This is a genomic window from Aliarcobacter skirrowii CCUG 10374 (genome assembly GCF_003544835.1).
In the GTDB taxonomy this organism is placed as follows: domain Bacteria; phylum Campylobacterota; class Campylobacteria; order Campylobacterales; family Arcobacteraceae; genus Aliarcobacter; species Aliarcobacter skirrowii.
This window is the reverse complement of sequence record NZ_CP032099.1, coordinates 986,765-1,000,297: the sequence shown is the minus strand read 5'-3', so window position 1 is coordinate 1,000,297 and position 13,533 is coordinate 986,765. Positions and strand designations below refer to the sequence as shown.

Genomic DNA, 13,533 nt, shown 5'->3' with positions numbered 1-13,533 from the left:
TATGAAAATAGATTTTAGTAAAAGATTAACAAACCAAGAGGCACTTTATTTAATTAAAAATGCTCCTCTTTTAGAATTAGCAAAGCTAGCAAGTGCAAAAAAACTTGAACTTCATCCTGAAAAATTAACTACTTTTATAGTTGATAGAAATATAAATTATACAAATGTTTGCTGGGTTGATTGCAAATTTTGTGCATTTTATAGACACAAAAAAGATGATGATAGCTATGTTTTAAAATTTGATGAGATTGATAAAAAAATTGATGAACTATTAGAGATTGGTGGAACTCAAATACTATTTCAAGGTGGAGTTCATCCAAATTTAAAAATTGATTATTATGAAGATTTAGTTGAACATATTAGTAAAAAATATCCTCAAATTACAATTCATGGCTTTTCATCTATTGAGATTGATTTTATAGCAAGAGTTTCAAAAATATCAAAACTTGAGGTCTTAAAAAGACTTCAAGCAAAAGGCTTAAGCTCTGTTCCAGGAGCTGGAGCTGAGATTTTAAGCGATAGAGTAAGAGATATTATTGCACCTAAGAAACTTGATACTGCTGAATGGCTAAAAGTTCATGAAGATGCGCACTCTATTGGAATGAAAACAACTGCAACTATGATGTTTGGAACAGTTGAAACAGATGAAGAGATAGTTGAACATTTTGAACATATTAGAAAACTTCAAGATAAAACAGGTGGATTTAGAGCATTTATTATGTGGAGTTTTCAAGGAGAGAATACAAAACTACTAGAAGAGTATCCAGATATAAAACCTCAATCTCCAAATAGATACTTAAGACTTCTAGCAGTTGCTAGATTATATTTAGATAACTTTAAAAATCTTCAAAGCTCTTGGGTTACACAAGGCTCATATATTGGTCAAATGGCACTAAAGTTTGGTGCAAATGATTTAGGAAGCACTATGATGGAAGAGAATGTTGTAAAAGCAGCAGGTGCAGTTAATAGAATGAATCAAGATGAGATGATTAGACTAATCAAAGATATTAAAGAAATACCAGCAAAAAGAGACACGGCATACAATATTTTAGAGAGATTTTAGTACAATGCGAAAATTATTTTTAAGATTTTTTATAATATTTTTAATTTTTCAAGGAACATTAATGGCAGTGATAAAAAAAGATATAAATGTAAATGGAGTAATTATCCCTGTAATTTTTGAAGAGCAGAAATCTCTTCCTATTTTAAATCTACAACTAATTTTTAAAAATAGTGGTTTTTCAAAAGATAATTCAAATATTGGAGTTGCATCTTTATCTTCAAGAGTTTTAAACGAAGGAAGTATGGATTTAAAATCAACAAAATTTGCAGAAATATTAGATGAAAATGCAATTACTCTTCACAGCTCAATTGGATTTGAAACTTTAGTTTTAGAACTATCTAGTTTAAAAGAGAAAAACGATTTAGCAATAAACTTATTAAGTAAACTTTTAAAAGCTCCAAATTTAACAGCTGAAGCTTTAGAAAAAGTTAAAACTTTAGCTATTGGAAGTTTAAAAAGAAAAGAGAATGATTTTGATGATATGGCAAGTAAAGGCTTAAATGCCCTACTTTACAAAGGAACAGCACTTGCAAATCCAGCTAGTGGAACGCCTGAGTCAATCTCAAAAATAGATTTAAAAGATGTAGAGATTTTTTTAGAAAATAGCTTAACTTTAAATAACTTAACTATAGTTGCAGGTGGAGATATTAGCTTTGAAGAGTTAGAAAAAAAATTAACTCCTATATTAAAAGATTTAAAAGTTGGAAAAAAAGAGCCTAGCTTAAAAATTGATTTTGTTTCAAAAAATCAAAAAGAAGAGATTATAAAAGAGACAGAACAAGCTTATATCTACTTTGGTTCAAACTTTAATGCATCTTCTAAAGATGAAGATAACTATAAAGCAAAAGTAGCTTCATTTATATTGGGTGGAAGTGGTTTTGGAAGCAGACTCATGGAAGAGATAAGAGTAAAAAGAGGTTTAGCATATAGTGCTTACTCATCAATTTCAATAAATAGAGCGTATTCAAGCTTTAATGGTTATTTACAAACAAAAAACGAAAGCTCAAACGAAGCAGTTGAGATAGTTAAATCTTTGGTAAAAGATTTTGTAAAAAATGGTGTTACACAAGAGGAGTTGCAAGCTGCTAAAAACTTTTTAAGTGGAAGTGAACCTCTTAGAAGTGAAACTTTAGCTCAAAGATTAAATAGAGCATTTATGCTTGATTTTAGAGGTTTAAGTCTTGATTATCCAAAAATAGAGCTAGAGAAGATACAAAATCTAAAACTAGAGGATTTAAATAATTATATAAAATCTCATAGTGAATTAAATAATTTAACATTTTTTATTGTAAGGAAATAATTTTATGCTAAGATTTGCACCAAGCCCAACAGGAGATATGCATATAGGAAATTTGCGAGTTGCAATATTTAACTATATAGTATCAAAACAAAGAGATGAAGGTTTAATAATTAGAATTGAAGATACTGATAAAGAGAGAAATATTGAGGGAAAAGATAAAGAGATTTTAGAGATTCTAAATCTTTTTTCAATAGAGTATAAATCTGTTTTTTATCAAAGTGACAATCTAAAGTATCATCAAAAGATGGCCTTACAACTTATGACTCAAAAAAAAGCTTTTGCTTGTTTTTGTAGTGATGAGAAGCTTGAAGAGTTAAAAGAAGAGAGTATTAAAAAAGGTATTCCTTTTAGATATGATGGATTTTGTGAAAATTTAAGCGATGAGACTGTTTTAAATTTTAATGCACCTTTTACAGTAAGATTAAAAAAACCAGATCATAATATAAAATTTACTGACCTTTTAAAAGGTGATTTTGATTATGCACCATTTGATGTTGATAGTTTTATTATTTTAAGACAAGATAAAACTCCAACTTATAATTATGCTTGTAGTGTTGATGATATGTTAATGGATATAAGTATTGTAATAAGAGGAGAAGACCATGTTTCAAATACTCCAAAACAGATACACATAAGAGACTCTTTGGGATATACAAAAAAAATAGATTATGTACATTTGCCAATCATATTAAATGCAAGCACAGGCAAAAAAATGAGCAAAAGAGATGATGCAAGTAGTGTAAAGTGGCTAATTGAACAAGGTTTCCTACCAAGTGCTATTGCAAACTATCTTGTACTTATAGGAAATAAAACTCCAACAGAGATTTTTACTCTTGAAGAGGCTATTTCTTGGTTTAAAATAGAAAACATCTCAAAAAGTAGTGCTAAATTTGATATTGATAAACTAAGATTTATAAATAGAAAACATTTAGAGATGCTTGATGAGATGAGATTATCAAAAATTTTAGGATTTGCAGATAATGATATAGGAAAATTAGCAAAACTATATTTAGAAGAGACAAGTACAATAAAAGAGATAAAATCAAAACTTGACGATATTTTTAGTCATAAAACTTCACTAGAAGGTTTTGAAAGTGAGTGTCAAAAAATTAAAGATGCATTAAAAGATGCACCATATTTTGAGAATTATGATGATTTAAAAGATTATGTTGTTCAAAAAACAGAACTAAAGGGTAAAAATCTATTTAAACCATTAAGATATATCTTAACAGGTGTTGAAAATGGTCCAAATTTATCAGATATTTACCCATTTATTAAAAACTATTTAGGAGAGATTATAAAATGATAGATGCACTTATTGGCTCATTTTTAACTATATTTTTTACAATTATATTTTTATATAAGTGGATTGTAATTATTTCAGCACTTTTAACATGGGTTAGACCAGACCCTTATAATCCAATAGTTCAAATGCTTTATAGATTAACAGAACCTGTTTATGCAAAAATTAGACAATATATTCCAACAACTTTTGGGGGACTAGACTTAGCACCTTTAATTTTAATTTTTGCATTAATCTTTTTAGAGACTTTTTTACAAAAATTACTACTAGGTTGATATGTCTATAGTATTTAAAATATTTTTAGTTTTTGCTCTATTCTCATCTTTGTTTTCAGCCGATTTTATGGAAAAAGATTTCAAGGTAACACTTGAGTGGCTTGAAAATAAACCAAAATCAAATGAGAGAGATTTTTTTATAGTTCAATTTTTAAACTATGATACAACTACAAAAGAGGAAGCACAAAAAGCCTATGATTTAAGAAGAGGTTATAATGCCTCTTTAGAAAAATTATATAATCAAAAATTTGCACAAGAGCTAAATGAAGAGGAAAAATTTTGTAAAAATGCAGATTTTAAAACTTTAATAAAACAAGATAGCTCTTGCATACAGACAGCTTTAGATTCAGTAAACAAACTATTTAAATTATCAAAAAAAGAGTTACACTATTTAATTCCAAAAGTTAAAGATGAGAATTTAAAAGAAAATCTTCAAATATTGGCTTCAAAAAATATTTTTAAAGAGCTTTCGGTTAATAAACATAATAAATTTATAGAGTTTTTCTTTGCAACAAATGGTCAAGATAGACTTAAATATTTTAATAGAAAATTAACCAAAGAACTTTTAGAAAATATTGTTTTAGATAGAGATTTTGATAAATTTTTAAGAGTTGTAATTTTCAATAACGAATATAAAAATATCCAAAAATCACTTTATATTTTAAATCAAAACCAAAATCTTACAGCATATAACTCATTTTTACTTGGAATTAATGAGGTAAATCATAATAATAGTAAACTTGCAAACAATTTTTTTAAAATATCATATAAAAAATCATTTTTAAGAAGTCAAAAAGATAATGCCCTATTTTGGCTCTATTTAACAAGTGATGATAAAAATTATTTAGAAGAGTTGGCAAATAGTTATGATACAAATCTATACTCTTTGTATGCAAAAGAGATTTTAAATAAATATCCAACAAATATTATATATTCATTAGATACAAATAAAAATAGTTCTAGTTTTAATATTTATGATAGTTTTGCTTGGTTTGATATTAATAATGATGTAAGATCTGAGTTAAATGAAGAGAAACTTGCAAAATATTATGATATTTTAGATACAAAAGAGACAAAAACTCACCTTGCATATATTTTAGAAAGATATGATAACTTTAAAACTCAATATTTTTTAACTCCATATAGAGATATTATAAAAGAGCAAGGAATTTTTAAAGAGCTTTTAATTTATGCAATAGCAAGACAAGAGAGTCGTTTTATTCCATCTGCTATTTCAGTTGCTGGAGCTCAAGGAATTATGCAAATAATGCCATTTTTATCTGAAGATATTGCAAGAAGATTAAAAGAACCATACAATATTTACGAACAATTTATTCCAGAAAAAAATTTAAAATATGCTAGTTTTCATCTAGATAATTTAATAAAACAGTTTGACAGCAACCCTTTATTTGTGGCATATGCATATAATGGAGGAGCTGGATATACAAAAAATCAACTAAAAAAAGGTCTTTTTACAAAAACAAATAAGTATGAGCCATTTTTAAGTATGGAGATGATTTCATATCAAGAGACAAAAGAGTATGGAAAAAGAGTTTTAGCAAACTTTTATATATACAATAACTACTTAAATAGTGAAAATAAAATTTCACTATCAACTATTTTTCAAAATTTAAAACAGCCTCAGTAGTTTTTGGTTTTAAAACTAATTTTAGTTTTGAAACTTCCTCTTTGTTATTAAAAGAGATTAAAAAATATTGTCCCCAAGAGTTTTTTAACATAAACTCATCATATTTTTTACCATCCTTATCTAAAAGCTCAACACTTTTTGGAGTTTGTCCATTTAATAAAACTTCATAACCATTTTTTCTATAATCTTGCTCTTCAAGAGCTGTAAAATATGTATAAACCAAAAAAATATCTTCACTGTCATCTATCTTTTCATCAACTTTATTTAGATGAGTTGCCATAAATATAATTTCAACTTCATTTCTTAAAACAATATCAGATTTTTTTGTATTTTTAATTGCATTTATCTCATTTTCACTCTTGTCAAAAAACCTCAATGCACTATTTTTTTCACCACAAGCTACAAAAACAAATGGGATTATAAATATAAGTAGACTTTTTTTCATAATTTTTCCTATTTTTTAAAGCAAAGATTATACATTATAATCACTTTAAAATATATTTTTAACAATCATTTAGATAAAATTGCTTTCATGAATAAAAAAAGATTAGTAGTAGCATTTTCAGGTCCATCAAATAGTGGTAAAACAACAGCTATTGTTAAAGTTGCAAGTATTTTGCAGGATAGTAATTTTAAGGTGTGTATTATAAAACACGATCCAAAAGATAAAGCGATGTTTGATAGAGAGGGTAAAGACTCATTTAAATTCTCTCAAACAGGTGCAAATGTTGCAGTTGTTAGTCCAAATAAAACAACTATTTTTAAAAAAGAGAGTTCAACTATAGATGAACTAATAGATATTTTTGAAGATTTTGACTATCTTTTGGTTGAAGGTTTAAAAACTTTAGAACTTCCTAGAATCTCTGTTTTTAGAAATAGTCTTGATGAGAGTTATTTTAATGTTTCAAATGCAATTGCTATTGATGAAACTATAAATAAAAATAATATTCCAAAAAGTCTTGATATTTTAGATTTAAATAATCCAGAAGAGATAATAAACTGGATAGATAAAAATGCAAAAAGGGTTTAGATGCAAGAGATAATTAAAGCTATACAAGAGGCTTCTATAAAAATAAAATATTTAATAGAGACAGGAGATACAGGAAAATCTCAAAGCGAAAATAGTACAGGAGATGTTCAATTAAAACTTGATATTCAAAGTGATCAGATAATTGAAGAGATTTTCTCAAAAGTTCCAAATATTAAAGCAATTGTCAGTGAAGAGCAAGATGAGATTTTAAACTTAAATAAAGATGGAGAGTATCTAATAGCTTATGATCCACTTGATGGTTCATCATTGGTTGATGTAAATTTAAGTGTTGGTTCTATTTATGGTATTTATAAAAATGAGTTCAATGCAAAAAATATAGTTGCTTCTGTTTATGTAGTTTTTGGTCCAAGAGTTGAGATGGTTGTAACTACAAATGATGTTAAAATGTACAGACTTTTAAATGGTGAGTTTAAATTTATTCAAAATATTAAACTTAATGAAAAAGGAAAACTTAATGCTCCTGGTTCTACTCAAAACTGCTGGGCACCATTTCATAAACAGTTAATTGATGATATTTTTAATGATGGATATAGATTAAGATATAGTGGTGGTATGGTTCCTGATCTTCACCAAATTTTATTAAAAGGTGGAGGACTATTTTCATATCCAGGAACTAGTGATAAACCAAAAGGAAAATTAAGACAACTATTTGAAGTTTTCCCATTTGCTCTTGTGTATGAAAAAGCTGGAGGAGCTGCTGTTGATGGATATAAAAGAGTTTTAGAAATTGAAACTTCTCATATTCACGACACAACTCCTTGCTTTTTTGGTTCACAAAATGAGATAAAAAGAGTTTTAGAAGTTTATGGAAAAAATGTCTGAAGAAAAAGTATTGGATATTTGGGAACAAAGATTAGAGGATACGCTTCAAGAGCTTAACTCTTGTCAAAATAAAAATGGTTTAAACTCTTGCAAACCTTGTAATGAGTTTTTTGATTGTGAACTTAGAAAAAAGTATGTACTTGCTGTTTATGAGTCTATGAATAAAGGCTCAAGCGGTGGATTTGAATTTTAAAAGAAGGTAAAAAATGCAAAAAGAGTGTAAAAATGTTTATATTACAACTCCAATTTATTATGTAAATGATGTAGCCCATATAGGTCATGCATATACAACAATAATTGCTGATATGTTAGCTAGATATTCAAGATTAGTTGGTCATAACACATATTTACTAACAGGAACTGATGAGCATGGACAAAAGATTGCTCAAAGCGCAGAAGCTAGAGGAAAAACGGCAAAAGAGTATGCTGATGAAGTATCTGGAAAATTTAGAGCGCTTTGGGATGATTTTGACATATCTTATGATAAATTTATTAGAACAACAGATGAAGATCATAAAGCTGGTGTTCAACATGCATTTTTAAAGATGTATGAAAAAGGCGATATTTACAAAGATGAGTATGAAGGTTTTTATTGTGTACCTTGCGAAACTTTTCATACTGAATCAAACCTTGTAGATGAGCAGTTTTGTCCAGAGTGTGGAAGAGCTACAATAGTTGTAAAAGAGGAGAGTTACTTTTTTAAGTTATCTAAATATGAAGATAGACTTTTAAAATGGTATGAAGATAATCCTGATTGCATTTTACCAAGAGCAAAGAAAAATGAGATTGTAAACTTTGTAAAAAATGGTTTAAAAGATTTATCAATCTCTAGAACCTCTTTTGATTGGGGAGTTAAGCTACCAATTTCTATGAATGAACCAAAACATGTTATGTATGTTTGGCTTGATGCTTTATTAAACTACACAACAGCTTTAGGATATGGAACGACTGAAAAAAATATGAATTTTTGGCCTGCAAATATTCACTTAGTTGGAAAAGATATTTTAAGATTCCACGCTATTTATTGGCCAGCATTTTTAATGAGTTTAGAACTTCCTCTACCAAAACATATTGCAGCTCACGGTTGGTGGACTAGAGATGGTGAAAAAATGAGTAAATCAAAAGGAAATGTAGTAAATCCTAAAGAGGTAGCAGATGCTTATGGACTTGATGCATTTAGATATTTCCTTTTAAGAGAGGTTCCATTTGGTCAAGATGGAGATTTTTCACAAAAAGCATTAATTGATAGAATAAACTCTGATTTAGGAAATGATTTAGGAAATTTACTAAATAGAATTATAGGAATGAGTGGAAAATATTTTGATTTTAATGTTAGCTCAAAAGATGTTCTTAAATTTCATAAAAAAGAGATTGATGAGATAAATATTATTATAGATTCACTAGAACAATATATTTATAATATGCAAATAAATAGATATCTTGAAGAGATTTGGAAGATTTTAACTATTGGAAATAAAGCTATAAATGATTATGAACCATGGAATTTAATAAAAGATGGTAAAAATGATGAAGCTATGGCTTTAGTTGCATTAATATCAAATATCATGGCAAAAGCAGCTTTATTATTAGATTGTGTTATGCCTCATAAAATCAAAGATATAGCAACTTGTTTGGGTCTTGAAATATCAACATCAAACTTTAATAAACTAATTGTAAATAAAGAGCTTTTAGATGATATTAAAATTACAAAAATAGATGCCCTATTCCCAAGAATAGAGGATGTTAAATTGGCTCAACCAGATGTTTCAGATGTTACTGTTTTACAAAAAGATGAGAGTAAATATGAAGCAAAAGAGGAGTTAGAACCACTAAATTTAGATGGAATAAATCTAATAACAATTGATAAATTTTTTGAAACAACAATAAAAGTTGGAACAATAATTGAAGCGCAAGAGGTTCCAAAATCATCAAAACTTCTACAACTAAAAGTTGATTTAGGTGAAAATCGCCCTAGACAAGTTGTTGCTGGAATTAAAGAGTATTATAGTGTTCAAGAGTTAATAGGAACTCAAGCTTGTGTTGTTGCAAATTTAAAACCTGCAAAATTAATGGGACTTTTAAGTGAAGGTATGTTACTTGCAGCTAAAGATGAGAGTGGTTTAAGTCTTATAAGACCTGAAAAACCTAAAAAAATTGGAACAAAAATAAGCTAGTGAAAATCTCTTCAATAATAGATATAGTAAACGGTGAACTTTTAAATAAAGTTGCTATATCTTCTATTAATAGTATAAAAACAGATGCTTCAAAGGTAAAAACTGCTGATTTATTTATAGCAAAAGATTTTAACTCTATTGAAATTGCAATTGAAAATGGAGCTTATGCTATTATTTTTGAAGATGATTTTAAAGCTATTGATTCTGAAGTTGCATTTATAAAAGTAGATAGTTTAGAACTTGCTATTTTAAAAATATTTAGATTTAAACTTGCAAATAAAAAAGTTGATGCTTTTTTGTGCAATACAATTAGTTATGAACTTTTAAAATCACTATTTGGAAATATGTTTAATAAAAAAGTTTTTATACTTCCAAATAGTTTAGAAAAAATCTTTAAATTTATTGATATTATAGATGATGACAGCATTGTTATTTCAAAAAATGAAAGAGTATTAAACACTATTTTTAGCCAATTTAAGATATTTGAAAAAGATATTGATAAGTTATCTATAAAAAATTTAACTATTCATTCACTATTTGAACTAAGCTTCTCCTATAAAAGTAGATATTTTTCAAGAGTTAAAATTGCAGCTTTATATATAAAAAGCTTAATAAACTGTTTAGAATTTTTTAAAGATATTGATTTAGATTTATCAAAGCTTAGTAATTTTAAAAACTTAAAAGCTCTATTTTTAGATAAAAATCTAAAAGTAATTGAATTTGGAAAAAGTGATACTTTTTTAATTTCTCAAGATGATATATCTTTGGTTGAATATGAGATAAAGTTTATAAAAGAGTATTATAAATATGCAAAAACAATATATATTACTAATAAAAAATTAGATTTTTTAGATGAAAAAGATCAAATTATTATTAAATCAATAGATGAGCTAAAGAGTGTTTTAAATAAAAATATATTTAACTGTGCTTATATAGTTGGTTTTAAAAATAGTGATGTTCTTGATTATTTTTCAAAATCAAAAAACATACCATCTTTGTTTTAGTAAACTTTCCCAAAACTACTAATAACTTTTCCTAAGATTGTTATATCATTTTTATCTAAAATTTGAATTGGATAATCTTTATTATCTGAAATAATATCAAGCTTTCCATCAACTCTTTTTTGAACTCTTTTTACAAAAAGACCATAAGGAGTTGTAAAAGCATATATTCCATCTTTACTAATATCATTTTTTGTTTTATCTATAAAAATAATATTATTTGAGTTTAAAGTTGGCTCCATTGAGTCTCCAACTACATTTATAGCATCTATATTTTTAAGTTTATCCTCTCCACCTAAAATATCTAAAAAATATGTAGGAAGTTCTAAACTTTCAAATGAATCTTCATCATCATAAGCTCCTCCTCCAGCACTTACTCTAATACTTGGATAATATTTAACAAAATATTTATCAGTACTATCTATTAAAGAGTTTGGACTTTGATTATATAAAAGCCAATTAATTGAGATTTTTCTTTTTGCACAAAAATTCAAAATATTTGAATATGGAATTTTTCCTCTATTTTTCATAGTTGCAAAGTTCGCTTGAGTTAAATCTAAAGCTTCAGCTACCTCTTTATCGAAAATCTTTTTACCTTTGCTATCTTCTATAAGTATTGATTTTAATTTTAAAATTATATCTTCTATATTAAACATTTTATTCCTTTTTGAAATGATTTTGACATTATATTACAAAATGTTAGATTTATCAATACACTTTTTTTACAATTTTGTACTTTTGTAACTATATATAAAGCTTAATTTCTATATTATTTCGTTTTAATTTTAATTCATTGGGAGACAATATGCTAACCTTGATTGAAGGCTTTTTTATAATTATGGGGATAATTTCTACTTCTTTATTAATTATTGGATTTTTATTAAAAGCAAAAGGTGTAACTTTTGTTGAGTTTTTCCCAAAACCAAAAACTATTGCTCCTCAAAATATAGTTTACAACAATGTAATCTCACAAATTCCACAAAACTCTTATGGAATTGATTCAAAAAAAGTAGCTGCTATTGTAGCTGCAATAAAACATCACAATAATAAAGGTTAAAATTTAATGGCAAAAAAATACATAGATATTATGGATACAACTTTCAGAGATGGATTTCAATCTGTTTTTGGAGGAAGAGTTTTAATGAATGACTTCTTTCCAGCTGTTGAAGCTGCAAGAGATGCTGGAATAACTCACTTTGAATTTGGTGGAGGGGCTAGATTTCAATCTCTGTTTTTTTATCTAAATGAAAATGCATTTGAAATGATGGATAAATTTAGAGCTATTGTTGGTCCTGATGCAAACTTACAGACTCTAGCTCGAGGTATTAATACAGTTATGCTTGATACTGGAAGTAGAGAATTAATTGATCTTCACGCAAAACTATTTGCAAAACATGGAACAACAACTATTAGAAATTTTGATGCATTAAATGATGTTCAAAATCTTGAATATAGTGCTCAATGTATTAAAAATCATGGATTAAAACATGAAGCTGTTGTAACACTTATGGATTTGCCACCAAACTGCACAGGTGCTCATGATGTTCCTTTTTATGAAAAGACTCTAAGAAATATTTTAGATAGTGGATTACCATTTGACTCTATTTGTTTTAAAGATGCAAGTGGAACAAGTAGTCCAAATAAAATTTTTGAAACAATTAAGATGGCTAGAAAACTTTTAGGTGATTCTACTCATATTAGACTTCATACTCACGAAACAGCTGGAGTTTCAGTTGCTTGTTATCTTGCAGCACTTGAAGCTGGTGCTGATGGTATTGATTTAGCTGCATCGCCAGTAAGTGGAGGAACAAGCCAACCTGATATTCTTACAATGCTTCATGCAACTAAAGGTATGAACTATGATTTAGGTGGATTAGAAATTGATAAGATTCTAAAATATGAAGAAGTACTTGCAGATTGTTTAAAAGATTACTTCCTTCCACCTGAAGCTACTCAAGTTTCACCTCTTATACCATTCTCACCAATGCCAGGTGGTGCACTAACTGCAAACACTCAAATGATGAGAGACAATGGAACACTTGATAAATTCCCTGAAGTTATTAAAGCTATGCAAGAAGTAGTTGTAAAAGGTGGATTTGGTACAAGCGTAACTCCTGTATCTCAATTTTATTGGCAACAAGCATATGCAAATGTTATGTTTGGACCTTGGAAACAAATAGCTCCAGGTTATGGAAGAATGGTTTTAGGATATTTTGGTAAAACTCCAGTTCCTGCTGATAAAGAGATTATTAAATTAGCAAGTGAAAAACTAAAACTAGAACCAACAACACTAAATCCTTTGGATATTGCTGATGCTGATCCTAAAAAAAGAGTTAGTGTTTGGAAACAAAGATTAGAGATTGAAGGTATAGAAGCAACTGAAGAGAATATTTTTATTGCTGCTGCTTGTGATGAAAAGGGTATTACATATTTAAAAGGAGAAGCTCCTTTAAATGTTAGAAAAAATTCAACAAAAGATGAATCTAGTAAAAAAGGAGAAAAAATGTCAAATGGTAACTATACAGTTGTTGTAGATGGTCAAAGATTTAATGTATCTGTTTTTGATGGCAATGTTCAAAACATTCAAGTAGCTCAACCTGCTGTTCAACAACAAACTGTTCAAAAAACTGAAGTAGTGACTTCAAAACCTACTTATTCTGGAAATGAAGTTACAGCTCCTGTAAATGGAAATGTATGGAAAATTCTTGTAAAAGAGGGGGATGTAGTTCAAAAAAATCAACAAATAATGATTTTAGAGGCTATGAAAATGGAAATCGATGTCGTTGCAACTGCAAATGGAACTATTAGTAAAATCCTTACAGAACCATCAAAAGCGGTTGATGAAGGTCAAGTTTTAGCGGTTATAGCATAAAAGAAAGTTTTATCTTTTTTTGGA

The 13,533-nt window shown here is 27.6% G+C and carries 14 protein-coding genes; 12 read left to right on the top strand and 2 right to left on the bottom strand.

The features are described 5' to 3' along the window. Position 1: 1 nt before the first annotated feature. The 5 genes from ASKIR_RS05230 (at position 2) to ASKIR_RS05210 (ending at position 5,589) form a co-directional block, all read left to right on the top strand. Complete coding sequence (locus ASKIR_RS05230; RefSeq protein WP_066351297.1) at positions 2-1,063, top strand: dehypoxanthine futalosine cyclase; 1,062 nt, start codon at positions 2-4, stop codon at positions 1,061-1,063. Between the two features lie 61 nt (positions 1,064-1,124). Then, a complete protein-coding gene (locus tag ASKIR_RS05225) occupies positions 1,125-2,363 on the top strand; it encodes a M16 family metallopeptidase (protein WP_115588355.1) in 1,239 nt (412 codons plus the stop codon). 4 nt (positions 2,364-2,367) lie between these two features. Further along, positions 2,368-3,669 (top strand): glutamate--tRNA ligase, encoded by a 1,302-nt coding sequence (gene gltX, locus ASKIR_RS05220; protein ID WP_115588356.1) that lies wholly within the window; start codon positions 2,368-2,370, stop codon positions 3,667-3,669. Next, a complete protein-coding gene (locus tag ASKIR_RS05215; protein ID WP_066351304.1) occupies positions 3,666-3,941 on the top strand; it encodes a YggT family protein in 276 nt (91 codons plus the stop codon). Before gltX ends, ASKIR_RS05215 begins: the two co-directional genes overlap by 4 nt. Position 3,942: 1 nt before the next feature. Continuing rightward, positions 3,943-5,589: a lytic transglycosylase domain-containing protein gene (locus tag ASKIR_RS05210; RefSeq protein ID WP_066408536.1), complete on the top strand. Its 1,647-nt coding sequence runs from the start codon at positions 3,943-3,945 to the stop codon at positions 5,587-5,589. Here ASKIR_RS05210 and ASKIR_RS05205 read toward each other — a convergent pair. Then, positions 5,558-6,034 (bottom strand): hypothetical protein, encoded by a 477-nt coding sequence (locus ASKIR_RS05205; RefSeq protein ID WP_066161286.1) that lies wholly within the window; start codon positions 6,032-6,034, stop codon positions 5,558-5,560. The genes ASKIR_RS05210 and ASKIR_RS05205 overlap by 32 nt on opposite strands. Before the next feature lie 87 nt (positions 6,035-6,121). Between ASKIR_RS05205 and mobB the strand changes: the two genes are divergently transcribed. From mobB to ASKIR_RS05180, 5 genes are read left to right on the top strand one after another with little or no spacing between them, the layout of a single operon-like run. After that, a complete protein-coding gene (gene mobB / locus ASKIR_RS05200) occupies positions 6,122-6,619 on the top strand; it encodes a molybdopterin-guanine dinucleotide biosynthesis protein B (protein ID WP_115588357.1) in 498 nt (165 codons plus the stop codon). Beyond that, entirely contained in the window at positions 6,620-7,462 is an 843-nt protein-coding gene (locus ASKIR_RS05195) for a class 1 fructose-bisphosphatase (RefSeq protein WP_115588358.1), read from the top strand. Beyond that, positions 7,446-7,655, top strand: a complete 210-nt coding sequence (locus ASKIR_RS05190) for a hypothetical protein (RefSeq protein ID WP_336376872.1) — start codon at positions 7,446-7,448, stop codon at positions 7,653-7,655. Before ASKIR_RS05195 ends, ASKIR_RS05190 begins: the two co-directional genes overlap by 17 nt. A 13-nt stretch (positions 7,656-7,668) precedes the next feature. Continuing rightward, positions 7,669-9,636, top strand: coding sequence for a methionine--tRNA ligase (metG, locus tag ASKIR_RS05185; RefSeq protein WP_115588360.1), 1,968 nt, complete (start codon positions 7,669-7,671; stop codon positions 9,634-9,636). Beyond that, on the top strand, positions 9,636-10,640 hold the full coding sequence (locus ASKIR_RS05180; RefSeq protein WP_115588361.1) for a peptidoglycan synthetase: 1,005 nt from the start codon (positions 9,636-9,638) through the stop codon (positions 10,638-10,640). Before metG ends, ASKIR_RS05180 begins: the two co-directional genes overlap by 1 nt. On the opposite strand, the gene ASKIR_RS05175 is transcribed toward ASKIR_RS05180, so the two are convergent. Beyond that, entirely contained in the window at positions 10,637-11,293 is a 657-nt protein-coding gene (locus tag ASKIR_RS05175; protein ID WP_115588362.1) for a S24 family peptidase, read from the bottom strand. The two genes, ASKIR_RS05180 and ASKIR_RS05175, sit on opposite strands and share 4 nt — an antisense overlap. Before the next feature lie 182 nt (positions 11,294-11,475). Between ASKIR_RS05175 and ASKIR_RS05170 the strand changes: the two genes are divergently transcribed. Further along, the gene (locus tag ASKIR_RS05170; RefSeq protein ID WP_170256942.1) at positions 11,476-11,694 is read left to right on the top strand and encodes an OadG family protein; all 219 of its coding nucleotides are present in this window, start codon (positions 11,476-11,478) and stop codon (positions 11,692-11,694) included. Positions 11,695-11,700: 6 nt separating this feature from the next. Beyond that, positions 11,701-13,509, top strand: a complete 1,809-nt coding sequence (locus ASKIR_RS05165) for a biotin/lipoyl-containing protein (protein WP_118868767.1) — start codon at positions 11,701-11,703, stop codon at positions 13,507-13,509. The last annotated feature ends 24 nt before the right edge of the window (positions 13,510-13,533 follow it).

Bases quoted from the DNA above. Each gene is read 5' to 3' on its own strand.
- ASKIR_RS05225 (WP_115588355.1), top strand. From the start codon at position 1,125: ATGGCAGTGATAAAAAAAGATATAAATGTAAATGGAGTAATTATCCCT.
- ASKIR_RS05210 (WP_066408536.1), top strand. From the start codon at position 3,943: ATGTCTATAGTATTTAAAATATTTTTAGTTTTTGCTCTATTCTCATCT.
- gltX (WP_115588356.1), top strand. From the start codon at position 2,368: ATGCTAAGATTTGCACCAAGCCCAACAGGAGATATGCATATAGGAAAT.
- ASKIR_RS05195 (WP_115588358.1), top strand. From the start codon at position 6,620: ATGCAAGAGATAATTAAAGCTATACAAGAGGCTTCTATAAAAATAAAA.
- ASKIR_RS05175 (WP_115588362.1), bottom strand. From the start codon at position 11,293: ATGTTTAATATAGAAGATATAATTTTAAAATTAAAATCAATACTTATA.
- ASKIR_RS05170 (WP_170256942.1), top strand. From the start codon at position 11,476: ATGGGGATAATTTCTACTTCTTTATTAATTATTGGATTTTTATTAAAA.
- mobB (WP_115588357.1), top strand. From the start codon at position 6,122: ATGAATAAAAAAAGATTAGTAGTAGCATTTTCAGGTCCATCAAATAGT.
- ASKIR_RS05165 (WP_118868767.1), top strand. From the start codon at position 11,701: ATGGCAAAAAAATACATAGATATTATGGATACAACTTTCAGAGATGGA.
- ASKIR_RS05205 (WP_066161286.1), bottom strand. From the start codon at position 6,034: ATGAAAAAAAGTCTACTTATATTTATAATCCCATTTGTTTTTGTAGCT.
- ASKIR_RS05215 (WP_066351304.1), top strand. From the start codon at position 3,666: ATGATAGATGCACTTATTGGCTCATTTTTAACTATATTTTTTACAATT.
- ASKIR_RS05190 (WP_336376872.1), top strand. From the start codon at position 7,446: ATGGAAAAAATGTCTGAAGAAAAAGTATTGGATATTTGGGAACAAAGA.
- ASKIR_RS05230 (WP_066351297.1), top strand. From the start codon at position 2: ATGAAAATAGATTTTAGTAAAAGATTAACAAACCAAGAGGCACTTTAT.
- metG (WP_115588360.1), top strand. From the start codon at position 7,669: ATGCAAAAAGAGTGTAAAAATGTTTATATTACAACTCCAATTTATTAT.